Raw genomic sequence first — 24,028 nt, forward strand, 5'->3', positions numbered from 1 at the left:
TTTTATTCTTAATTTAATCTACAATCCTTAGATGAGAAGCCGATTTTACCGGAGCTTTTTTATCTGTTTTTGATTTATCAACTGCTTCAGTAAAGTTAGTTGGTTGATCAGTTTGTGGTTCATGATTTAATTCATTATAAAACGTTTCTGGTTCAAACATCACACCATCACCATTTTCCCGAGCATAAATGGCAAGTGCAGCGCCCATGGGAATATAAAGCTCTCGGGCCACGCCATTAAAACGTGCATTAAATTGAATAAAATCATTCGTAAGCTGCAAATTACCCGTAGCACTTGCAGAAAGATTCAGCACAATTTGCCCGTCTTTGACATATTCAGTAGGCACATCCACGCCCCAATATGTGGCATCCACAACCAAATAGGGCGTAAAATCGTTATCAACCAACCAATCATAATAAGCCCGCAATAAATAAGGTCTTTTTGGAGAAGGTTTGTATTCCATTATTTATCATCCATCAGATTTTTAGGTGCCGCTTCACCCACTGATTGTAAAAAGGAATCTCGACTAAATACGCGATCCATATAACTTTTCAACGCTTTACTACCTGCACCGCTAAATTCCACGCCAAATTGCTTTAATTTCCATAATAATGGCGCAATATAGCAATCAACCAGACTGAATTCCTCACTCATAAAATAAGGCATTTGTTGGAAAATAGGCGAAACGGCTAGTAATTCTTCTTTTAATTGTCCTAATGCTTCTGCACGTTCTGATTCTCTGCCTTTTTCCGCTTTCATTAAAGTTGGATACCAGTCTTGCTCAATACGTAGCATTAAAAGACGGGTTTTACCTCTCGCAATAGGATAAACCGGCATAAGTGGAGGATGAGGAAAACGTTCGTCAAGATATTCCATAATAATACGTGAATTAAATAATACTAAGTCACGATCAACCAACGTTGGCAAAGATCCATAAGGATTTAATTCCATTAAATCTTCCGATAATGCTTGTGGGTTAACTTCTTCATTTTCATAAGCGACGCCCTTTTCTGCCAATACAATTTTCACTTGATGACAGTAAATATCATCTCTATTTGAGAAAAGAGTCATGACAGAACGTTTACTTGATGCATTAGACATTGATTCCTCCGAAGATCCAAAGTTCTATATTATTTTTTATTAAAAAAGGTCGTACATTCTAACATAAAGTCACTTTATTTTGCTAAAGAAATCTGAGTTTTTCTTTAATTTCATAGAGTTACGTGATTTTATAAATACAAAAAAAGCAGGGAATTCCCTGCTTCTGAAACGAAAATAAAAAATTAACGTTTTGAGTATTGTGGACGACGACGTGCTTTGTGCAAACCCACTTTTTTACGTTCAACGCGACGTGCGTCACGAGTAACGAAACCGGCTGCACGAAGTGCAGGACGGAGAGTCTCATCGTATTCAATTAATGCACGAGTGATACCATGACGGATTGCACCCGCTTGACCAGAAATACCACCACCTTTAACAGTGATATATAGGTCTAATTTATCTGTTAATTCAACCAATTCTAACGGTTGACGTACAATCATACGTGAGGTTTCACGACCGAAATAAACGTCTAATTCACGTTGGTTGATAGTGATTTTACCACTGCCCGGTTTGATAAATACACGAGCTGAAGAGCTTTTGCGGCGACCTGTGCCGTAGTTTTGATTCTCTGCCATATCCTAAACCTCGTGATTAAATGTCTAATACTTGTGGTTGTTGTGCAGCGTGTTGGTGTTCATTACCCGCATACACTTTTAATTTACGGAACATTGCGCGACCTAATGGGCCTTTTGGCAACATACCTTTAACCGCAATTTCAATCACCGCTTCAGGACGGCGAGCGATCATTTCTTTAAAAGTCGCTTGTTTGATACCACCTACATAGCCGGTGTGCCAGTAATAAAGTTTATCTGTTTCTTTACGACCGGTTACCGCCACTTTATCTGCATTGATAACGATGATGTAATCACCGGTATCTACGTGTGGAGTGTACTCTGCCTTGTGTTTACCACGAAGACGACGTGCTAATTCAGTAGCTAAACGACCTAAAGTCTTACCTGTCGCATCTACTACATACCAGTCGCGTTTTACCGTTTCTGGTTTTGCTACAAAAGTTTTCATTAATTAATTACCAAAAATTAAGTTTGATACCCAGTGTTCTTATTGAACACAACCAGTAATCTGAATCCTCACCCCTTCGAGTGTGATATCGATAAAATAATGCACGGTGGGAATCCGTGCATTTACAGGGTCGGCACATTATACATACTTTTCTATCAAATGCTAATTTTTTGTGTGAAAAATCTTCATTTTGATAGTAATTTTATGAATATTAATATAATTAATGTTTTTAATGAATTTATTCAAATTGACTCATACATTAAGTTGATTTATCGTGCCATTACACCGTCATTTTGTAGGAAGAAATGTTATGAGCTATGCAAAAGAAATTAATAATTTGAACCAAAATATTGCTGACTTTAATAAGAAAATTAACGTATCTTTTGAATTTTTCCCACCTAAAAATGAAAAAATGGAAAATATACTGTGGGACTCAATTCATCGTTTAAAAGTGCTAAAACCTAAATTTGTTTCTGTAACCTATGGTGCAAATTCAGGTGAACGGGATCGCACACACAGTATTGTAAAAGCGATTAAACAAGAAACGGGGTTAGAAGCAGCACCACATTTGACCGGGATTGACGCAACCCCTCAAGAATTGAAAAAAATCGCTCAAGATTATTGGGATAGCGGTATTCGCCGTATTGTTGCATTACGTGGAGATGAACCGAAAGGTTATGATAAAAAACCGTTCTATGCTTCGGATTTAGTCGCTCTTCTCCGCTCTGTGGCTGATTTTGATATTTCCGTTGCCGCTTATCCGGAAGTCCATCCGGAAGCAAAATCGGCACAAGCCGATTTAATTAACTTAAAACGTAAAATTGATGCGGGCGCAAACCATATCATCACACAGTTTTTCTTCGATATTGATAGTTATCTACGTTTCCGTGATCGTTGTGCCTCTATCGGTATAGATACGGAAATCGTACCGGGCATTCTACCCGTAACGAATTTTAAGCAACTTCAAAAAATGGCATCATTTACCAATGTAAAAATTCCAAATTGGCTGGCAAAAGCCTATGACGGATTAGATGAAGATCCGACAACCCGCAATCTTGTTGCCGCAAGTGTTGCTATGGATATGGTGAAGATTCTATCCAGTGAAGGTGTGAATGATTTCCACTTTTACACGCTTAATCGTAGTGAATTAACTTATGCAATTTGTCATATGTTGGGTGTTCGTCCATCAGTCTAGAATACAAAAGTGCGGTTAATTTTAACCGCACTTTTTACCTTTAAATTCGTCTCACTTGCCAAAAAGTTTTTGTCCAGTAAGGCGTATTCATTGAAGAATAAATGACACCACCTTTCGTAGAAGCATGAAGAAATTTATTGTCTTTTACATAAATTCCAACATGATAGCCGTTTGGTCCTCGTCCTGTTTTAAAGAAAATTAAATCACCGGTTTGAATATCTTCTTTACGAATAAGTTTCCCATACTTAGCCTGCTCTTTTGTCGTCCTTGGCAAGGTAATATTAAAACGATCAAAAAAAGTTTTTTGAACAAATCCGGAACAATCTACCCCATGTCTGGATTTTCCGCCTAATACATAAGGTGTTCCAGCCCATTCATACTGTTGTTCGCTCAACAAAGTGATTGCCATAATAGGATCATCAATTTTCCCTTTATAGTTAATGGAATACTCTTCCTTTACGGAATAGCTTGAAGAGCAAGCAAACAACAGCATTATAGTAGAAATGAAAAATAAGCATTTAATAATTAATTTCATTTTAGATCTCAAAAGACAAAAGTGCGGCTAAAAATGACCGCACTTTCTACTCAATTTCGACATTATGTAGCAGTGCAAAACCTGATTTTAGTTTTATTTGTAGAGACACTCCGAGTGTACCCGTTATAAAATCAAGCTATTTGAATATAAGATGACACACGCAGTGTATTCCCATATTTCGTTGAAATTCCTGTTTTGTGTATTTGCTACATACCGCTAAATTTATCGACTTATTTTCGTTTTTTCAACTCTCATACGTAATTTTTGTCCCGGTTTGAATGCCACCACACGGCGTGCTGAAACCGGTACACTTTCCCCAGTTTTAGGATTACGCCCTGGACGAGAAGCTTTATCACGTAATTCAAAATTACCGAATCCCGATAATTTCACATCACAGCCCGATTCAAGAGATAAGCGAATTTCTTCAAAAAAATCGTCCACTAAGTTCTTAGCTTCTAATTTTTGCAACCGATATTTTTCAATTAGAAATTCGGTAATATCAATTTTTGTAAGCGTCATAAGTTTAGTCTCTTAATTCAGCGTTAAAACGTCGTTTAACTTCATCTAACACAGCGGAAATTACAGCATTGATTTCATCGTCTTCCAAGGTTTTTTCATTGTCTTGAATGGTTAAGCTGATAGCAAGGCTTTTTGTGCCTGAGGGCACGCCAATACCTTTATATACGTCAAATAAATTGACTTGAGTGAGTTTATCCCCACCAGCTTGCTTACATGCATCAATGACATCACCAGCAGCAATTTCATCCGCTACCACAAGAGCCAAATCTCGGCGGTTAGCCGGGAATTTGGAAATTTTCCTTGCTTGTATGACATTCCGATTTGCAATTGCGTTCCATAAAATTTCAAATACAACTACTTTTCCGTTTAAACCTAATTTTTGAGAGATAGAAGGATGGAGTGTACCAATATAGCCAATTTCTTCACCATCCAATTCAATTACGGCAGATTGTCCCGGGTGCAATGCATCAAAGGTTTTTGCAACAAAGCGAACTTTATTTCCCACTCCGGTTAAAGAAAGTAAACTTTCTAAATCGCCTTTCAAATCAAAGAAACCCACTGATTCCGGTTTACCATTCCAACCTTCGTTACTTGCCGTACCGCTAATTACCGCACTTAGTACAAATTCTTGGCGTACACCGAATTCAGCATTAGCATCAGGAATAAAACGTAATCCTGTTTCAAACAAACGAATACGATTTTGTTGACGGTTTTGGTTATACAACACTGCACCAAGTAAGCCGCTTAATAACGAAGTTCGCATTACCGACATTTCGCTGGAAATAGGATTTGGTAGCGCTAAAGCCTCTTGATGAGGATGTAATAAATTTTGTATTTTCGGATCAACAAAACTATAAGTAATCGCCTCTTGATAATCTGAATCCACAAGTGCAGTCTTGATTCGAACCAAATCTAGCACGGCTTCTTTATGATCACGTATACGTAAATGTGCCAGTGGTGCATTATTTGGAATACTGTTATAACCGTAAATACGGGAAACTTCTTCAATTAGATCTTCTTCAATATCAATATCAAAACGCCAACTTGCAGAAGTTACCGTCCATACATTATTTTCGAATTGAACATCAAAACCTAGGCGATTAAAAATATCAGTAACAATTTCGGTTTCAATATGATGACCGAGTAAAGCATCTAATTTCTCACGACGAAGCTGAACTTTTTTTACCTTCGGTAAAAATTCTTCATTTACAGCTTCATTAATTTCTCCGGCTTCACCGCCACAGATTTCGAGTAATAATGCGGTTGCACGTTCCATCGCATTACGTGCCAATTCAAAATCAACTCCTCGTTCAAAACGGTGTGAAGCGTCCGTATGTAAACCATATTGTCTTGCTCGACCAGCAATAGCCAATGGGGCAAAAAAAGCGGCCTCTAAAATAACGTCTTGAGTTTCAGACGTCACTCCACTGGCTTGTCCCCCAAAGATTCCTGCCATTGCAAGCGGACCATTGGCATCTGCTATAAGTAAAGTATTTGATTGTAATTTTGCCGTAGTCCCATCTAGTAAAACAAGTTCTTCATCATTTTTTGCAAAACGTACCTGTACCGGCTGTATGACTTTTGATGCATCAAATGCATGCATCGGTTGACCTAATTCAAGTAAAATATAATTCGTAATATCAACAACAGGATCAATGGAACGAATACCGCAACGACGCAATTTTTCTTTCATCCAAATTGGGGTAGCTGCTTTTACATTCACATTTTTCACGACTCGAAGTAAATAACGTGGACAGGCTTCCGAGGCAACAAGTTCAATATCAATTTTATCTGAAATCGTTGCAGGCACTACGTCAAAGTGCGGTTGATTTACCGATAGTTTATTAACAACTCCAATTTCACGGGCAATCCCTGCGATACTTAAACAGTCCGCACGGTTTGGTGTTAAGCTGATTTCAATCGCTTTATCATCTAAATTCAAATAGTTACGAAAATCTGTGCCAATCGCTGCATCTTGCGGTAATTCAATAATTCCTTCAGACTCAATATCAATACCCAATTCAGAAAATGAACAAAGCATACCTTCCGACGGTTGACCTCGTAATTTCGTCTTCTTAATTTTAAAATTCTCCGGTAACACTGCACCTTCTATCGCACAAGCAACCTTTAACCCTTTTCGGCAATTTGGTGCACCACACACGATATCTAATAATCTATCTCCACCAACATCCACTTTAGTTACACGTAATTTATCTGCATCAGGGTGTTGCGCACACTCAACCACTTCTCCGACAACGACACCTGTAAAATCACCTGCCACATTTTCGACGCCATCTACCTCCAATCCAAGCATGGTGATTTGATCGCATAATTGTTCTGTAGAAACAGCCGGATTAACCCATTCTCTTGCCCACTGCTCGCTAAATTTCATTATTCTTTACCTTTTAAAATTTGTTATATAACCTCGTTTGAGGATGAATCCGAAAAATAATTTATTTGAATTGTTTTAAAAACCGTAAATCGTTTTCAAAGAATGAACGTAAATCTGTGACGTTGTAGCGCAACATAGTTAATCGTTCAACCCCCATTCCCACTGCAAAACCTGAATATTCATTCGAATCTATTCCTGCATTACGTAATACATTTGGATGAACCATACCACAGCCCAATACTTCAAGCCATTTGCCATTTTTACCCATGACATCCACTTCTGCTGAAGGTTCGGTAAATGGAAAATAAGAAGGGCGAAAACGCACTTTTAAATCTTCTTCGAAAAAAGCACGCAAGAAATCATGTAATAACCCTTTTAATTCGGTAAAGTTTACTTTTTTGTCGACATAAAGTAATTCAACTTGATGGAACATAGGTGTGTGTGTTTGATCATAGTCATTTCGATAAACACGACCAGGTGCCATAATACGAATTGGAGGTTGCATTTTCTCCATAGTACGGATTTGTACTCCTGATGTTTGGGTACGTAGTAATAATTCAGGATTAAACCAGAATGTATCATGATCGGCACGTGCCGGATGATGTTTTGGAATATTTAACGCATCAAAATTATAATAATCACTTTCAATTTCAGGACCATTTTCCACCGAAAAGCCAAGTTCCGAGAAAAATTGGGTGATGCGATTAATTGTCATGGTAACTGGGTGTAATCCGCCTTTTTCTATCTTTTTTCCCGGTAAAGTTACATCTATACGCTCTTTTTCAAGTTTCGCATTAAGCTCGGCTTGTTCCCACTCTGCTTTTTTCGTATTCAAAAACTCAAGCACTAGCTGTTTAACTTCATTAATTTTTGCCCCAACTATCGGGCGCTCTTCTGCTGCAATATTTCTTAATTCTTGCATCAATTGTGTGAAATGGCCTTTTTTACCAAAATATTCAACGCGAATCTCATCTAGTGCTACTAAACTATTATTCTCGATCGAATTAATCGCTGATTTTGCTTTATCAGCAAGCTCTTTCAGATGCTGCATAGTTTCCTCTGATTTACTTTTATCTAAAAAATTCTTCTAATAATAATACCAACACATTAAAAAATCACGTTTTTATTTGTGTTTAAGGTATCTTCTCCAATTAGAGTCAAATGACAATTTTTAAATACTAGGTGTTATCAAAAGTTTTTTAAACGAAAGGTTAAATTTGCCGTAATTAGGGCTGTTACAGTGTATGAGCTTGTTCTTATAAATTCTACGTAAATTATGACCGCACTTTTACAGGCTATTGGAAAGGATAACGATACAATTAATTGCAGTTAGCTATTGCTTTTAGGAAATTCTGAAATCTTAGAAAATTAATTAACATAAAAAAATAGCATAACCAAAGTTATGCTATTTTTTAGTCAAAATTATTATTTTTTATAAAGTGGTGCAGGACCTTGTGTACCACCATTCATGTGGCTTGCTTCTTGATGCAGCTTTCTTAAAGCTCCTGAAGAAGAGATTTCTACACGACGGTTAGGACGTAAACAATCTTTTTCTTCTTGACTTGCGTGGCGGAAACCTTCACAAGCTTTCACTTGTGGATTTTTACCATAACCAATAGCTGTGATCTGTGCGGTTATGCCATCTTCAATTAAACGTGCTTTCACACGGTTTGCACGACGTTGAGAAAGATCCATATTGTAAGCGTCAGAACCTAAACGGTCAGTATAACCTGCAACTTTAATTTCTTTAGCATCAGCTGATTTCAATTGTGCAGCAACATTATCAACTACTTCTTTACCACGTGGAGTCAACACATCTTTATTAAAGTCAAATAAGAAATCACCGCTTAGTGTATATGCTGCCTGACCATTACATCCGTTTGGATACCAGAAGAAACTTTGGGCATTATGATTTTTGTCAAATAAGATTTTATATTGGCAAATTTTATGCACACCGTTTTCACGATAATTAAATGCGTAGTCCCATTCTTCCACACCGTATAAACCTTCAGAGAAGTGTGGACGACCGATCAAATTATACAGTTGATCTTTGTTCATACCACGTTCGATCATACGAACATTATCCCAGTTTGGCCATGAACCAAATTGACTACCATCATGGTTGAAACCGGAGTTATCAATTTTTGGCCACACAAGTTGAGGTACTTGAACACCATCAACATCTTTATATTCAGGCATACCTGCGGAAGTAACTTTGCTTAAATTACCACAAGCTGTAACCGTTGCAACGGCAACAGCAGACAATAAAATACGAGATAATTTCATGTTTTTACCTTTTAATCGTTAAAGTGTCATCCTTGTAATTAAGAAACACACAAACTAAACTTTACTAATTCCAAGTGAGAAAACTATAAAAGTTTCGGGAGGTTATACTAATAGTAAAAGCCAACTTTGTAAATATTAATATTAGACTATGAGTAAAGTATTCCACTATAATCATTTTTGTAAAGTAATGTAAATATAAAAAATAAAAAGCTTAATGAATAAAATCCTGAGAAGTCTTATTCATATAGCGCTGAATAAGTGCATCAACACTCTCTTCCACCTGTTGTCCCAACTTTTTTAAGAATGGCGTTTTAATCTTATAGTTCACACCAATAACTAATTTATCTTTCATCATATCAAGCAAAAGATCATCACTGGTAGAAATACCGTCTATCAATTGTAATTCCAGAGCTTGAGTACCAAACCAATGTTCACCGGTAGCAACTTTGTTAACATCTAAGTGCGGTCGATTTTGCTGAACAAATTGTTTAAATAATCCATGAGTTTCTTCCAATTCTTGTTGGAATTTTTGTTTACCCTTCTCTGTATTTTCGCCCAACATCGTCACCGTACGTTTAAATTCTCCCGCTGTCATTACATCGACATCAACATCATGTTTTTTTAATAGTCGATGAATATTTGGTACTTGAGCAACCACCCCAATCGAACCAATAATAGCAAAAGGTGCTGCAATGATTTTATCAGCGACACAAGCCATCATATAACCACCACTTGCTGCAACTTTATCGATCGCAATAGTTAATTTGATTCCCTTTTGTTTTAAACGCGCCAATTGTGAAGCAGCCAAACCATATCCATGCACGACGCCACCAGGGCTTTCTAAACGTAACAATACTTCATCATCGGGCTTAGTTACATTCAAAATAGCTGAAATTTCCTCACGAAGTGCAGTTGTTTGTGAAGCAGAAATATCCCCTTTAAAATCTAAAACATAAACGCTCGGTTTAGACTTCTCGAGCGGTTCTCCCTTTTTCAATTTTGCCTTTAAATCTTTTGTTTTTTGTTTTTCCGCTTTCTTTTCCACTTTTTTTTGCTGTTTCAATTCTTCATCTGATAAATGAAAATCACGCAAATATTTGACTCTCTCTTCAAGCTCCTCAGATAAATTGGTAATCACCAATTCGCCTTGTGCCGCTTCCTTAGTCCGGCGAGCGGAAATAATAAATGCGGCGATCGCTGCGATGACAAGCAAAATTGTTAAAATTTCTAAAATAAAAATACCGTACCCGGTTAAAATATCTAACCACATAAATACTCTCCTCTAATTATTTATGGTCTGGATATTCTACTTGAGTCCCGCGTCAAGCTCTAACTTTTTATGGAAAATTTCGGGATTTAAGGTAAACTAAGCGCACTTTTTTATCTCATATTTTTACGCTTAGAGGTTTATATGTCTAAAATTGCATCAATTGTTGATGTGCTACAAGGAAAAGTCTCGATAGGTGAAACCGTTACAGTACGCGGTTGGGTTCGTACTCGTCGCGATTCTAAAGCCGGACTATCATTCTTAGCTGTATATGACGGTTCTTGTTTTGATCCTATCCAAGCAATTATTAACAACGATATTGAAAATTATGAAAGCGAAATCTTACGTCTCACAACCGGCTGTTCCGTGGTTGTGACAGGTAAAGTCGTTGAATCACCAGCAGAAGGCCAAGCTGTTGAATTACAAGCCGAAAAGGTCGAAGTAGCAGGTTTTGTTGAAGATCCTGATTCCTACCCAATGGCAGCGAAACGCCATTCTATCGAATATTTGCGAGAAGTCGCACACTTACGCCCACGTACCAATATTATCGGTGCCGTAGCACGTGTACGCCATTGTTTAGCGCAAGCTATTCATCGTTTCTTCCATGAACAAGGGTTTTATTGGGTTGCCACCCCACTTATTACAGCCTCAGATACGGAAGGTGCGGGAGAAATGTTCCGAGTTTCTACGTTGGATCTTGAAAATCTTCCACGTGATGAAAAAGGTGCGGTCGATTTTAGCCAAGATTTTTTTGGTAAAGAATCTTTTTTAACAGTTTCCGGTCAGCTAAACGGTGAAACTTATGCTTGTGCATTAAGTAAAATTTATACTTTCGGTCCAACTTTCCGTGCGGAGAACTCTAATACCACCCGCCATCTTGCAGAATTCTGGATGGTCGAACCGGAGGTTGCCTTTGCTACATTAAAGGATAATGCAAAACTGGCTGAAGACATGTTGAAATATGTTTTCCGTGCGGTGTTAGACGAACGCAAAGATGATCTTACTTTCTTTGAGAAACACGTTGATAAAGATGTCGTTACCCGTTTAGAAAACTTTGTGAAATCAGATTTTGCTCAAATTGATTACACCGATGCCATTGATGTGTTATTAAAATCTGGTAAGAAATTTGAATTCCCGGTTTCTTGGGGAATCGATCTTTCTTCTGAACATGAACGCTATTTAGCAGAAGAATATTTTAAATCTCCGGTTGTCGTGAAAAACTATCCGAAAGATATCAAAGCCTTCTATATGCGTTTAAATGACGATGGTAAAACTGTTGCCGCAATGGATGTGTTAGCCCCGGGAATCGGTGAAATTATCGGTGGTTCACAGCGTGAAGAACGTCTAGAAGTGCTTGATAAACGCATGGAAGAAATGGGCTTAAATCCGAAAGATTATTATTGGTATCGAGATCTTCGTAAATATGGTACTGTGCCTCACTCCGGCTTTGGACTTGGGTTTGAACGCTTAATTGTGTATGTCACAGGGATACAAAATATCCGTGATGTTATCCCATTTCCTCGTACACCGCGTAATGCGAATTTTTAATCAAAAAAGATAATTTGACCGCACAAAAAGTGCGGTCAAATTTTTATTATTGTAAGGAAAGCAAAATGAACAAAATTGAACAGCTTTTTGCCAATAATTTAAGCTGGGCACAAAGAATGAAAGAGGAAAATTCCACTTATTTTAAAGAACTTGCAGATCACCAAACTCCCCATTATCTTTGGATTGGCTGCTCTGATAGTCGTGTTCCTGCAGAAAAACTGACAAACTTAGAACCGGGTGAATTATTTGTTCATCGAAATGTGGCAAATCAAGTTATTCATACTGATCTCAACTGTCTTTCAGTTGTACAATATGCGGTTGATGTATTAAAAATTGAGCATATTATCATTTGTGGACATACTAATTGCGGTGGTATTAAAGCCGCAATGGCAGATCAAGATCTCGGTTTAATTAATAATTGGTTACTCCATATTCGTGATATTTGGTTTAAACACAGTCATTTACTTGGAAAACTTTCACCGGAAAAACGTGCTGATATGCTGACTAAAATTAATGTCAATGAACAAGTTTATAATCTTGGTCGCTCTTCCATTATAAAAAGTGCTTGGGAACGAGGGCAAAAACTTTCTTTACATGGCTGGGTGTATGATGTAAATGATGGATTTTTAGTTGATCAAGGTGTGATGGCTACAAGTCGTGAAAGCCTTGAAATTTCCTATCGTAACGCCACTGCCCGCTTACTTACCTTGGGTGAAGAAGATATCCTTAAAAAGGAACACATTGAATAAAAAAGTGCGGTTAAAATTGACCGCACTTTTTTATAATTTCAGCATTATGTAGCTGTTGCAAAGACCTAATTTAGGATTTATTTGTAGGAACACACTGCGTGTTTTCGCTTATAACATATTGAAATAATTTGATTTCATAACAGATAAATGCAAGTGTGATCCTACCTACGTTTTATTGAAATTCCTGTTTATGCGTTTGTTGCATAATGTCGTACATTTTCGTTTCCGGATAATCAAAAGTTATTTGATTTCACTCAAACTATTAAATAATCCATCATCCTGTTTTGGTATTTGTAAATAAAAGCCCTGTGATCTAATTTTTTCCTCGACTTCATTTTTATTGGCATGATAAAGCGGCTTATTGCCGGATAAATTAAATATCATCACAAGCTCCGGTTTACCAAAATATTCTAATAAATTACCGGGAACAGCAGAAAAATCATCACGTTTTTGAATATAAAGGTAACTCCCCGGTTTTTTCTTACTTTTATAAATTGCGCATAGCATCTGATTGCTCCATAAAGAAAATCCCCACGGGATAACACCTATGGGGATCTCTTTAATTTATATAAGACTATTTTGTTGCGTCTTTCACTGCATCCACAGCTTCAGCCGCTTTTTCAGTTGCAGATTCTTTCATTGAAGACATTGCATCTTTTGCTGAATCCACTTTTTCTGCCGTAGCTTCTTTCACTTCAGATGCTTTGTTACTTACTGCATCTTTCATTTCTGCCATTTTCTCCATCGCAGAATCCTTCACTTCTGCAACTTTAGCTTTTGCAGCCGCTCCGGCCTCTTCAGCTTTATTTACTGCTGCATCTTTCATTTCAGCTGCTTTTTCCACAGCTTTATCTTTTGCATCTGCTACTACGGATTTTGCAGAATCCACGGCATTCATTGTTGCCTCTTTCGCATCAGAAACGGCTTGCTTTGCTGCCTCTTTAACATCTGAAGCAGCTTGTTTTGCCGAATCTTTAACATCTGATGCCACACTTACTGCCGCATCTTTTACTTCAGCTGCTGCATTGGCAGTCGCCTCTTTTGCAGCTTCAACTTTTTGTGTTGTTTCTTGTTTATCAAAACAACCTGTGACGGCTAAACTTGCGCCTAACACTAATGTCGCTAATACTGTCTTTTTCATTTTACCTCCTAATTGAGTATACAAATTAGCAAAGCATACCTACTTTGCGTGAAACATAGTTTACGAAAAAATAAAATAGTCGAAAACAAAATTTACACTTTATAAAAATAAAAAACTGTTTTCAATCTTAGCCAGGCTCCCTAATTAATTGAAATTAAAATATTTTTTAAAAGTTCCAATTTTAAAATTTATTTTTTGTAAAGAAATCAAAAAATATAGAATGCCTATCTTTTATACAAATCAAAGCATTTCCGGGGGATAGCTATAGCTCATGATCTCTCCTTTTCCATCCTGCCAACCAATTTGAGCAATCGTGGCCGGATAAAAACTAATCGGATTTCGTTTACCATAAAGCTCTGCAACAATCTCCCCGACTAATGGTAAATGGGAAATAAGAAGAACGGAATCAACGCTTTCCTTTTCCTGCACTGACAGATAATCTATGACTAATTCTGCCGAGCCATAAGGTGTAATCCCTTCCCAAATTTCTAAGTGAGGTTGTAGCGCTGAATCAAATGCTAAATTAACCTGTTCAAAAGTTTCCAAAGCACGTTGATAGGGGCTTACTAATATACGGTTAAATGGAAGTGTGGTTGATCTTGCATTATTTTTCAACCACTCACCTTGGGCAAAAGCTTGTTTTTTTCCATATTCTGTTAAACAACGATCTTTGTCTGTCTTCGCCATCACTTCTGCTTCACCATGGCGCATAATAAAAATTTTCATATTGCTTTCCTAAATTAAGATAAAAACTGACCGCTCTTTTTTAGAGCGGTCAATAAAACTAGTTTGTTTTCACTGCCTCAGCAATTTCTTCTGCACATTGCTGTGCAAGTTCTCCGTCTTGGCATTCTACCATCACACGAATTAAAGGCTCAGTACCGGATTTACGCAATAGAATTCGTCCTTTGCCTTCTAAACGTTTTTCAACATCTGCTGCAACAGCTTTCACTGCCTCGCTCTCTAATGGATTTTCCCCTCCAGTAAAACGCACATTAATTAATACCTGAGGGAATAATTTTACCGCACTGGCTAATTCATTGAGTGAAAGTTTATGTTGAACCATTGCAGCCAACACCGCTAATGAAGCAACAATTCCATCCCCTGTCGTGTTTTTATCGGAAATAATAATATGACCGGAATTTTCACCACCAAGCGTCCAATTATTTTCCTGCATTTTTTCAAGTACATAACGGTCGCCTACATTTGCACGTAGGAACGGTACACCTAGCATTTTTAATGCAATTTCAAGACTCATATTACTCATTAATGTCCCTACTACACCACCCTTTAATTGACCGGAACGCAGTGCTTCACGGGCAATAATAAAGAGAATTTGATCACCATCGACTTTATTCCCAAGGTGATCCACCATCATAATTCGGTCACCATCCCCGTCATAAGCTAAACCAATATCCGCTTTCACTTCCAAAACTTTTTCTTGTAATACCCGAACATCCGTTGCACCACATTTTTCATTGATATTGACCCCATTTGGTTCAGTACCAATCTCAATCACTTCTGCACCGAGTTCACGCAATACGTTAGGTGCAATATGATAAGTAGCACCATTGGCACAATCTACCACAATTTTGTAGCCTTCTAATCCTAAATGGGCGGGAAACGTACCTTTACAAAATTCAATATAACGCCCTGCCGCATCATTAATACGGCGAGCTTTACCCAATTCAGCCGATTCAACACAATCCATTGGCTGTTCAAGCATAGCTTCAATTGCTTCTTCAATTTCGTCTGGTAATTTCGTTCCCTGCGCAGAGAAAAATTTAATGCCATTATCATAATAAGGATTGTGAGATGCTGAAATAACAATACCTGCTTCCGCACGAAAAGTTCTGGTTAAATAAGCAATTGCCGGAGTTGGCATTGGCCCCGTAAAAGCAGCGGACAAACCGGCTGCGGCTAAGCCCGCCTCTAACGCAGACTCCAACATATAGCCGGAAATACGTGTATCTTTACCAATTAAGACTGTTTTTGATCCTTGTGAGGCTAGCACTTTACCTGCCGCCCAACCTAATTTTAATGCAAAATCCGGCGTAATCGGATAAGTACCGACTTTACCACGTACGCCATCCGTACCAAAATATTTACGATTTGCCATAATAAATTCCTTTATTTATCAATTTTTCTAAAAAATTAGGCGTTTTTTGTCGCCTGCCAAATTTTTAGCATATCGGACGTTGCCGCCACATCATGCACACGTAAAATCCTTGCCCCTTTCTGAGCCGCAATTAATGCCCCTACAACGCTCCCGACCATTCTTTCATCAACAGATTTATCCAACACCGCGCCAATCATTGATTTGCGTGATAACCCGGCAAGCACAGGATATTCCTCTTCACAAAATCTACTTAATTGTTGCAATAGCTTATAATTGTGTTGAACGGTTTTTCCAAAACCAAATCCCATATCCCAAATTAAATTTTCCTTTCTTATTCCTGCTGTAATACATTGTTCCGAGCGTTGGTGTAAAAAAGCCAGCACGTCTTGCACCACATCTTGATATTGGGGATTGGCTTGCATCGTTCTTGGTTGCCCTTGCATATGCATAATACAAACGGGCAAATCCAATTCTACCGCAACTTCTAACGCATTCGGTTCTTGCAACGCACGAATATCGTTAATTAAATCCATACCCACTTTTGCTGCTTCTTGCATTACTGTGGCTTTTGATGAATCTACGGAAATCCAACAATCAAAACGTTGTCGCACGGCTTCTACTAAGGGCACAACCCGTTGTAGCTCTTCTTGTTCCGATACTTCATCCGCCATTGGGCGTGTGGATTCACCACCAATATCAATAATACTTGCCCCTTCATTTAGCATTTTTTCTACTTGAAATAATGCCTTATCAAAGCTAAAAAACTTTCCGCTGTCTGAAAAAGAGTCTGGTGTGAAATTTAAAATTCCCATAATCTGTGGGAATGATAAATCAAGAGATTTGTGATTGGCGTAAAGTTTCATAAAGTGCGGTCAATTTTTAGGGTAAATTTGAAGACGAAATTATAACGAAATATGCTAAGAAAAAAAATCATTCGATAACAATCCGCACGTAAAACGGCGGTTTTTAGGCTACCCTATAAGGGCCTAGTGCTTCACAATAACTCTATAGCTTACCCCGTAAAGACGTCCACATATTCTCTCTTTGATAAATTATCCGAAATCATATCTTTATTCTCTTTGACACATATCTTTCGTAAACTCAAATACTAATTTTATATACAAGTTAATGGTTTTAATTTTATTTGCAAGCCAATGAAAATAAAGGATTTTTAGGCAACAAAAAAGCCGCTATTAAAGCGGCTTTCTATGTTTAAAATTCTGTTTGGTGCCTAGGGTCGGACTCGAACCGACACGGTTATTCACCGGCGGATTTTGAATCCGCTGCGTCTACCAATTTCGCCACCCAGGCAATGGGTATGTGGGGAATTATACGGATATAAAATGTCGTCGCAAGTAAAAACTCTACTTTTTAAAATCATTTGATTTAAAATTAATCAAACTTATCCTTTTACTATTATTAACAGCATTTTAAGACAAAAAATATCGCCAAATAAATACGCCTCCCAGAACACATAGTGTCACCAAAATTTGAACCAACCTTTTCTTTGTTAATTTTTCTACTACCACCTTCTGAAAATCCCTATTTAGTGTTAGAATCTTTGAGCTAGATCAATTTTACACTATTATTTATTATTTAAAAATCTGAGGGTTAAATGAAAAATTTCATTTTGGAAACTAAGACTGGATCTCGAACTCAACCAACAGGTGGAGCTATTCATTGCCAGGATTGCAGTATTAGCCAACTTTGTATTCCTTTCACATTAAATGAGCATGAACTTGACCAATTAGATAACATTATTGAACGCAAAAAACCTATTCAGAAATCACAAATATTATTTAAAGCTGGCGACAAACTGAATTCTATTTATGCTATCCGCTCCGGCACGATTAAAAGCTATACAGTCAGTGAAACAGGTGAAGAGCAAATTACTTCTTTTCATTTACCGGGCGATGTCGTAGGTTTTGATGCAATTACTAATATGAAGCATCCTAGTTTTGCGCAAGCCTTAGAAACCTCTATGGTATGTGAAATTCCTTTTGATATTTTAGACGAACTTTCAGGAAAAATGCCCAAACTTCGTCATCAGATAGTCCGTTTAATGAGTAGTGAAATCAAAAGAGATCAAGAAATGATTTTATTACTTTCTAAAATGAATGCCGAAGAACGTCTTGCCGCATTTATCCATAATCTCTCCAAACGCTACTCTCTCCGTGGTTTCTCCGCAAAAGAATTTCGTTTAACTATGACACGTGGTGATATTGGTAATTACCTTGGTTTAACGGTTGAAACCATTAGTCGCCTCTTAGGTCGATTCCAAAAATTAGGTGTACTTTCTGTCCAAGGAAAATATATTATTATAAATAATATCAATGAGTTAATAAAACTTTCCGGTATACATAAAACAAAAATCACGATGACAGAATAAAAGTTGGATATGATTTTCAGATGCTTTATTAATTTGCACTCTATCTGTTTTTTTAAAGTTATTTTCTTGTCATATCATAAATTCTTTTTTATGCTATAAGCATAACCAAGGAGATTGTCATGAAATTTAAAAATATCCTAGTTGTTCTTAATCCGGATAATGAAAAACAATATGCTCTAGCTCGTGCTGTTCGCTTGGTAAAAGAGCAAGAAAGTATTGAAAAAGTCAGAATCACAACGTTACTAACCGTTTACGATTTATCTTATGAAATGACAGCCTTACTGTCTTCTGATGAACGTGAGGAAATGCACAAAACAGCGATTGAGCAACATCGTCAAGCTGTTCAATTTTATCTAGACAAATACGCAGATCCACAGATTGAATTTGAATCCCATATTGTTTGGAACAGTAATGAAGCGGAAGGTATTCGTGAAGAAGTTGAAAAAAACCAATATGATTTAGTTGTGAAATATACCAAAGATGAGGAAAGTTTAACCTCTCTTATTTTTACTCCGGTGGATTGGCAGTTATTACGCAAATGTCCGATTCCTGTACTTATGGTTCGTGATGGTAATTGGAAGCATCAACGTCGTATTCTCATTGCTGTCAATGTATCCGGTGAACAGGATTATCAGGATCAGTTTAATCAAGAACTTGTCGCAACCGGTATTTCTCTCGCGGAAAGACTAAACCGTGGTAATGTTCATCTTGTTGCAGCCTATCCTGTCACACCAATTAATATGGCAATTGATTTGCCTGAATTTAATACAATGGGCTATGAAAATAGCATTCGTGGACAACATTTAATTAATATGAAAACCTTACGTCAAAAATTCGGTATTGATGAAGATCATACACACGTGTATGAAGGTTTTCCTGAAGACGTTATCCCTGAAGTGGCACAAAAAATTGAAGCAGAGCTAGTGATACTCGGTACAGTCGGTCGCACCGGTTTATCTGCGGCATTACTTGGTAATACTGCAGAACACGTTATCAGCAAATTAAATTGCAATTTACTCGCTATTAAACCTTCCAAAAAAGAAGATTAATTGTAAAAACTGCGGTCAGTTTAAAACATCCATTTTTCTGACCGCACTTTTTTTGTGATCTACCTCACAAATTTAAAAAAAATTACTCGCTCATCCTTCACTTTTCTTCTATATTCCCCTCCCACTTTTTAAGAATAATTTTCATTTAAAGGAGAAGTAATGAAAAAAAATCTAATCCTAGGGTTAGCCCTTTCTGTCGCTAGTGTACAAGCACACGAAGTTTGGATATCCGCACCACAACAATTAAAAGCTGAAAATATTTTAAAAGCAGAGCTTGCTTATGGAGACTACCCTTACGTTGAAAAAATTCCTGATGCCCGCTTACATATTTTTTCACCGATGGAAATCATCAACCAAGATGGCGAACATCAAACCTTGATCCAAAAAGGTGAAAATTATCAATATCAATCTGAAAAACCTTTAAAGTCAGGTTCTTATTGGATCACTGCAACCTACAAACCAACTTTTTGGTCACAAAATGCCGAAGGTTGGAAGATGGATAATATGCAAGGTACAGCAAATGCCACTTACTGTGAGCAAACCCAAATGTTCGGTAAAGGTCTGGTTACAGTAGGAAAAAAACCTTTAAACGCCGAACTGGCAATGACTCGAGTAGGATTACCTCTTGAAATCGTCCCGTTGAAAGATCCAAGTAAAGCAAAATCAGGCGAAGCCTTCCCTGTTCAAATTTTCTATAATGAAGTGCCATTAGCAGGGGAAACAGTGATTGCAACGGCTGATACGGTTATTGTGAAAGATTTGGAAGCAGCAACGAGTCATCGTGAACCCCAAGGTTTTTCCGGTAAAACGGACAACCTGGGACGAGTAAATATCATCCCGTTAATTGACGGTATTTGGAAAATCAAAGTCGTTCATAAAACGCCATTTGCCGATCAAAATATTTGCCAACAATCGGCAAGTTATTCAACGTTAATTCTTCCCGTAGGAAAAGGTTTAGATAAACTCCCTGCAAAACCGGAACATCATCATTAAAAGAGACATAATGCCGATTAAAAACAAAAGTGCGGTTAATTTTAACCGCACTTTTTATCTTCTATTTTTTCCGCTCAACCCATTTTCCGTCAATAAAATCAACAATCCATTTTGTTGCTTTGCCGTCTTTTTCTGAAGTTACATATTGTTTTTTCTCCTTACGGCTAAAACGGATAATGGCTTCATTCCCTTCTGGATCTTTTGTTGGGGCATCGGCTAAATATGCCAATTTTTCCGGCAAACGATCCCGATATAATGCTAATTCAGCGACTTTTGCAGGGCGTGTTTCGCGTGATTTTGGGAAATTATGGGCTGACATAAATACCCCGCTTGCACCATCACGTAATACAAAATAAGCATCGGATTTTTCGCATTTCAGTTCAGGGAAATGTACCGGCTCTTCTTTTGGTGGTGCAACTTCGCCATTTTTCAAAATTTTGCGTGTATTATCACATTTAGTACAAGCCATATATTTGCCGAAGCGACCTAATTTCAAGTGCATATCCGCACCACATTTGTCACATTCAACAACAGGCCCGTCATAGCCCTTAATTTTGAAAGAACCTTCTTCAATCAAATAACCATCACAATTTGGATTGTTACCACAAATATGAATTTTACGATGAGTATCAATCACATAACTATCCATAGCGGTATCGCATTTTGGACAACGTTTACGCTCCATTAAAGCTTTTGTTTCGGAAGATTCGTCCAATACGTTCAATAATTCGGATTCTGGAATTAAATTGATCGTCGTTTTGCAGCGTTCCTTAGGCGGTAAAGCATAACCGGTACAACCTAAAAATACTCCTGTGCTTGCAGTACGAATAGCCATATTTCTGCTACAGGTCGGACACTGAATGCCGGTCTCTACTAAACTATTTGGGCGCATTCCGCCTTCAAGTTCATCCAGTTCCGCTTTTGATAACTGATTAGAAAAATCTTTGAAAAATTGATTTAATTCTGTTTTCCAATTTGCCGAACCTGAAGCGATTTGATCAAGCACATTTTCCATATTGGCAGTGAAATCATAATTCATCAAATCACCAAAAGATTCATTGAGGCGATCGGTGACGATTTCCCCCATTTTTTCGGCATAAAAACGGCGGTTTTCCGTTCTCACATAGCCACGTTCTTGAATCGTCGAAATAATCGCCGCATAAGTAGAAGGGCGGCCAATTCCCCGCTTTTCTAATTCTTTTACTAATGCAGCCTCGGTAAAACGAGCCGGTGGTTTAGTAAAATGTTGGCTTGGTTGTACTTCTTTCAGACTTAATTTTTCAGCAACCACCACTTCCGGCAACACTTGATCTTCAGGATTTTTTCCCATTTGCGGTAAGACTTTCGTCCAGCCATCAAAACGTAAAATTCTACCCTTTGCTTTCAATGTATAATCACCGGCGGTAACAGTTAGTGTGCTGCTATCATATTGCGCCGGCGGCATTTGGCAGGCTAAAAATTGACGCCAAATTAAATCATAAAGGCGCACCGCATCTTTATCCATTCCTTCCAAATAATCCGGTAATGTATTGATATCTGATGGTCGAATTGCCTCATGGGCTTCTTGTGCATTTTCCTTACTTGAATAAAAATTTGGTTTTGTCGGTAAATATTGTGCACCAAAGCGATTTCCGATATAACTACGAGCCATATTGAGCGCATCTTGGCTCAAATTTGTCGAGTCCGTACGCATATAAGTGATATACCCCGCTTCATAAAGGCGTTGTGCGAGCATCATGGTTTTTTTCACCCCAAAGCTCAAACGGGTACTTGCGGTTTGTTGCAATGTCGAAGTAATAAAAGGGGCCCGAGGGCGTGAAGTGGTTGGTTTGGTTTCCAGATCTGTGACAACGTAATCAGAAATATTCAGAAAATCGACCGCACTTTGGGCCTCCTTCTGATTTTTAGGATCAAATTTTTTTCCTTGATAGTCAGTCACATCCAAACGGATACTTTCTTTGCCTAAAGTTTGAGTTAGAACGGAAACTTCCCAGTACTCTTCCGGTTGGAATGCTTTAATTTCCCGTTCACGTTCTACCAACAATTTCACGGCAACAGATTGTACGCGTCCGGCAGACAATCCACGAGCAATTTTTTTCCATAAAAGCGGTGAAACCATAAAGCCTACAACACGATCTAAGAATCGACGTGTTTGTTGAGCATTTACGCGATCCATATTTAAATGTTCCGGTTTATCAAAAGCTTGTTTTATTGCATTTTTGGTAATTTCATTAAATACCACGCGGCTAAAGCGCTCATCACCACCACCAATTACCTCACGTAAGTGCCAAGCTATGGCTTCCCCTTCTCTATCCAAATCGGTGGCGAGGTAAATGTGATCCGCTTTTTTGGCAAGAGATTTTAATTCTGATACGACTTTTTCTTTACCGGGCAGAATTTGATAATTTGCTTTCCAGCCATGATAGGGATCAATCCCCATTCGTTTTACTAGGGCATTACGTTCCTTCTCTGCTTTCACTTTCGCCTTTTCGTCAGCATTCATCCCCTTCGTTGAAATAGGTTTGGCTTTTTCACCGGTACTTGTACCCACAGTCGGTAAATCGCGAATATGTCCCACACTGGATTTCACCACATATTGATTACCTAAATATTTATTAATGGTTTTCGCTTTTGCCGGTGACTCGACAATCACCAAAGATTTACTCATTTGATTACCCAATTTTGCTAGCATTTTGTAAAATTGGCGGTATAGTGCAAAGTTACGCTAGCAAAATCAAGTTTTTTTTGAAAAAAGGGATATAAATGGACAAACTCAATGCGATTTCTATTTTTTGTAAGGTTGTCGAAACGCAAAGTTTTACACAAGCGGCAACGCAACAAAATATTTCCGTCGCGATGGCAAGTAAATTGGTTTCTCAGCTGGAAGAACATCTCAAAACCCGTTTGTTACAACGTACCACAAGAAAAATTATGCCCACTGAAGCAGGTATAATGTATTACCAACGTTGCCAAGGGATCTTACAGGATTTGGATGAAGCGGATGCAAGTATTAGCAATATGACAACGAGTTTACAAGGTAATTTGCTTATTTCCGTACCTCGAGATTTTGGGCTATTATTCATCTCCTCTAATCTCCCTATGTTTATTGCCGCACACCCGAATTTACACGTTGAAGTGGAATTTAATGATAAAAAAATAGATTTACTTGCAGAGGGTTATGACCTTGCTTTACGTATTGGCTATATGCAAGATAGTTCTTTAGTGGCACGTAAAATCAGTACATCTACTATTCACTTTGCCGCATCTCCCCGGTATCTTGAGCGATATGGAATGCCTGCAACCCCTAATGACTTAGAACACCATGAAGGATTACTTTATAAAAGCACATTAAATCAAGTGAATTGGCAAGGTGCACGACCAAATCAAACACAACGTTTTAAAATTAAATCGAAAGTTGTGAGCAATAACGGACTAGCACTATTGGATATGGCAAAGGCAGGACTTGGAATTGTGAATTTACCCCGTTTTATTCTAGCTGATGCCTTTGAAAGCGGCGAATTAGTGGAAATTTTACCGGAATACAAACAGCAAGAATTGGAAATTCACATAGTGTACCCAAACCGCCGACACTTACCGGCAAAAGTACGGGCCTTTATTGATTTTTTGGCTAGTTTAGGGCTATGTTCAGAGATTTGATTTGAAATTAAGTGCGGTTAGTTTTCATCAAAAAATAATTCAAAATCAACCGCACTTTTGACACTATT

At 37.8% G+C, this 24,028-nt stretch carries 23 protein-coding genes and 1 tRNA gene; 7 read left to right on the top strand and 17 right to left on the bottom strand.

All coding sequences use genetic code 11. The features are described from left to right. Positions 1–13 precede the first annotated feature (13 nt). From A3GE_RS0101845 to rplM, 4 genes are all read right to left on the bottom strand, one after another. Entirely contained in the window at positions 14–463 is a 450-nt protein-coding gene (locus A3GE_RS0101845) for a ClpXP protease specificity-enhancing factor (RefSeq protein ID WP_018355582.1), read from the bottom strand. After that, on the bottom strand, positions 463–1,101 hold the full coding sequence (sspA, locus tag A3GE_RS0101850; RefSeq protein WP_018355583.1) for a stringent starvation protein SspA: 639 nt from the start codon (positions 1,099–1,101) through the stop codon (positions 463–465). The genes A3GE_RS0101845 and sspA overlap by 1 nt, the downstream gene beginning before the upstream one ends. A 182-nt stretch (positions 1,102–1,283) precedes the next feature. After that, a complete protein-coding gene (rpsI, locus tag A3GE_RS0101855) occupies positions 1,284–1,676 on the bottom strand; it encodes a 30S ribosomal protein S9 (protein ID WP_017806615.1) in 393 nt (130 codons plus the stop codon). Positions 1,677–1,692: 16 nt separating this feature from the next. Next, the gene (rplM, locus tag A3GE_RS0101860; protein ID WP_018355584.1) at positions 1,693–2,121 is read right to left on the bottom strand and encodes a 50S ribosomal protein L13; all 429 of its coding nucleotides are present in this window, start codon (positions 2,119–2,121) and stop codon (positions 1,693–1,695) included. A 310-nt stretch (positions 2,122–2,431) separates the two neighbouring features. Between rplM and metF the strand changes: the two genes are divergently transcribed. Continuing rightward, a complete protein-coding gene (metF, locus tag A3GE_RS0101865) occupies positions 2,432–3,316 on the top strand; it encodes a methylenetetrahydrofolate reductase (RefSeq protein ID WP_018355585.1) in 885 nt (294 codons plus the stop codon). Positions 3,317–3,356: 40 nt separating this feature from the next. Here the strand turns inward: metF and A3GE_RS0101870 are convergent, their stop codons facing one another. From A3GE_RS0101870 to sohB, 6 genes are all read right to left on the bottom strand, one after another. Beyond that, on the bottom strand, positions 3,357–3,851 hold the full coding sequence (locus A3GE_RS0101870) for a C40 family peptidase (RefSeq protein ID WP_018355586.1): 495 nt from the start codon (positions 3,849–3,851) through the stop codon (positions 3,357–3,359). 222 nt (positions 3,852–4,073) lie between these two features. Continuing rightward, a complete protein-coding gene (locus A3GE_RS0101875; RefSeq protein WP_018355587.1) occupies positions 4,074–4,370 on the bottom strand; it encodes an integration host factor subunit alpha in 297 nt (98 codons plus the stop codon). A gap of 4 nt (positions 4,371–4,374) precedes the next feature. Further along, on the bottom strand, positions 4,375–6,762 hold the full coding sequence (pheT, locus tag A3GE_RS0101880) for a phenylalanine--tRNA ligase subunit beta (RefSeq protein WP_018355588.1): 2,388 nt from the start codon (positions 6,760–6,762) through the stop codon (positions 4,375–4,377). 61 nt (positions 6,763–6,823) lie between these two features. Beyond that, a complete protein-coding gene (gene pheS, locus A3GE_RS0101885; protein WP_018355589.1) occupies positions 6,824–7,813 on the bottom strand; it encodes a phenylalanine--tRNA ligase subunit alpha in 990 nt (329 codons plus the stop codon). A 374-nt stretch (positions 7,814–8,187) separates the two neighbouring features. Further along, positions 8,188–9,048 carry an OmpA family protein gene (locus A3GE_RS0101890; RefSeq protein WP_018355590.1) on the bottom strand — a complete coding sequence of 287 codons (861 nt, stop codon included), beginning with the start codon at positions 9,046–9,048 and terminating at the stop codon, positions 8,188–8,190. 211 nt (positions 9,049–9,259) lie between these two features. Next, positions 9,260–10,318, bottom strand: a complete 1,059-nt coding sequence (sohB, locus tag A3GE_RS0101895) for a protease SohB (RefSeq protein WP_018355591.1) — start codon at positions 10,316–10,318, stop codon at positions 9,260–9,262. Positions 10,319–10,459: 141 nt separating this feature from the next. On the opposite strand from sohB, the gene asnS reads away from it, so the two are divergent. After that, positions 10,460–11,863 (top strand): asparagine--tRNA ligase, encoded by a 1,404-nt coding sequence (asnS, locus tag A3GE_RS0101900; protein ID WP_018355592.1) that lies wholly within the window; start codon positions 10,460–10,462, stop codon positions 11,861–11,863. Between the two features lie 65 nt (positions 11,864–11,928). Then, positions 11,929–12,612, top strand: coding sequence for a carbonate dehydratase (gene can, locus A3GE_RS0101905; protein ID WP_018355593.1), 684 nt, complete (start codon positions 11,929–11,931; stop codon positions 12,610–12,612). Between the two features lie 240 nt (positions 12,613–12,852). Here can and A3GE_RS0101910 read toward each other — a convergent pair whose 3' ends face one another. The 6 genes from A3GE_RS0101910 to A3GE_RS0101935 all read right to left on the bottom strand — a co-directional run bounded on the left by A3GE_RS0101910 (position 12,853) and on the right by A3GE_RS0101935 (position 17,183). Beyond that, positions 12,853–13,119, bottom strand: a complete 267-nt coding sequence (locus tag A3GE_RS0101910) for a YcgL domain-containing protein (protein ID WP_018355594.1) — start codon at positions 13,117–13,119, stop codon at positions 12,853–12,855. Positions 13,120–13,186: 67 nt separating this feature from the next. After that, on the bottom strand, positions 13,187–13,753 hold the full coding sequence (locus A3GE_RS0101915; protein ID WP_018355595.1) for a hypothetical protein: 567 nt from the start codon (positions 13,751–13,753) through the stop codon (positions 13,187–13,189). Positions 13,754–13,993: 240 nt separating this feature from the next. Continuing rightward, positions 13,994–14,479, bottom strand: a complete 486-nt coding sequence (sixA, locus tag A3GE_RS0101920; protein ID WP_018355596.1) for a phosphohistidine phosphatase SixA — start codon at positions 14,477–14,479, stop codon at positions 13,994–13,996. Between the two features lie 58 nt (positions 14,480–14,537). Then, a complete protein-coding gene (gene glmM / locus A3GE_RS0101925; RefSeq protein WP_018355597.1) occupies positions 14,538–15,872 on the bottom strand; it encodes a phosphoglucosamine mutase in 1,335 nt (444 codons plus the stop codon). Between the two features lie 35 nt (positions 15,873–15,907). Then, complete coding sequence (gene folP / locus A3GE_RS0101930; RefSeq protein ID WP_018355598.1) at positions 15,908–16,735, bottom strand: dihydropteroate synthase; 828 nt, start codon at positions 16,733–16,735, stop codon at positions 15,908–15,910. A gap of 362 nt (positions 16,736–17,097) precedes the next feature. Beyond that, positions 17,098–17,183, bottom strand: a tRNA-Leu gene (locus A3GE_RS0101935). Between the two features lie 304 nt (positions 17,184–17,487). Between A3GE_RS0101935 and fnr the strand changes: the two genes are divergently transcribed. The 3 genes from fnr to A3GE_RS0101950 all read left to right on the top strand — a co-directional run bounded on the left by fnr (position 17,488) and on the right by A3GE_RS0101950 (position 20,303). Then, positions 17,488–18,261, top strand: a complete 774-nt coding sequence (gene fnr / locus A3GE_RS0101940) for a fumarate/nitrate reduction transcriptional regulator Fnr (protein WP_018355599.1) — start codon at positions 17,488–17,490, stop codon at positions 18,259–18,261. A gap of 119 nt (positions 18,262–18,380) precedes the next feature. Then, positions 18,381–19,310, top strand: coding sequence for a universal stress protein UspE (uspE, locus tag A3GE_RS0101945; RefSeq protein ID WP_018355600.1), 930 nt, complete (start codon positions 18,381–18,383; stop codon positions 19,308–19,310). 159 nt (positions 19,311–19,469) lie between these two features. Continuing rightward, positions 19,470–20,303 carry a DUF4198 domain-containing protein gene (locus tag A3GE_RS0101950; protein WP_018355601.1) on the top strand — a complete coding sequence of 278 codons (834 nt, stop codon included), beginning with the start codon at positions 19,470–19,472 and terminating at the stop codon, positions 20,301–20,303. A gap of 61 nt (positions 20,304–20,364) precedes the next feature. Here A3GE_RS0101950 and topA read toward each other — a convergent pair whose 3' ends face one another. Beyond that, on the bottom strand, positions 20,365–22,971 hold the full coding sequence (gene topA, locus A3GE_RS0101955; protein ID WP_018355602.1) for a type I DNA topoisomerase: 2,607 nt from the start codon (positions 22,969–22,971) through the stop codon (positions 20,365–20,367). Positions 22,972–23,066: 95 nt separating this feature from the next. On the opposite strand from topA, the gene A3GE_RS0101960 reads away from it, so the two are divergent. Further along, the gene (locus A3GE_RS0101960) at positions 23,067–23,960 is read left to right on the top strand and encodes a LysR family transcriptional regulator (RefSeq protein ID WP_018355603.1); all 894 of its coding nucleotides are present in this window, start codon (positions 23,067–23,069) and stop codon (positions 23,958–23,960) included. Positions 23,961–24,028 lie beyond the last annotated feature (68 nt).

Source organism: Rodentibacter pneumotropicus DSM 21403 (assembly GCF_000379905.1).
GTDB classification, from domain to species: Bacteria; Pseudomonadota; Gammaproteobacteria; order Enterobacterales; family Pasteurellaceae; genus Rodentibacter; species Rodentibacter pneumotropicus.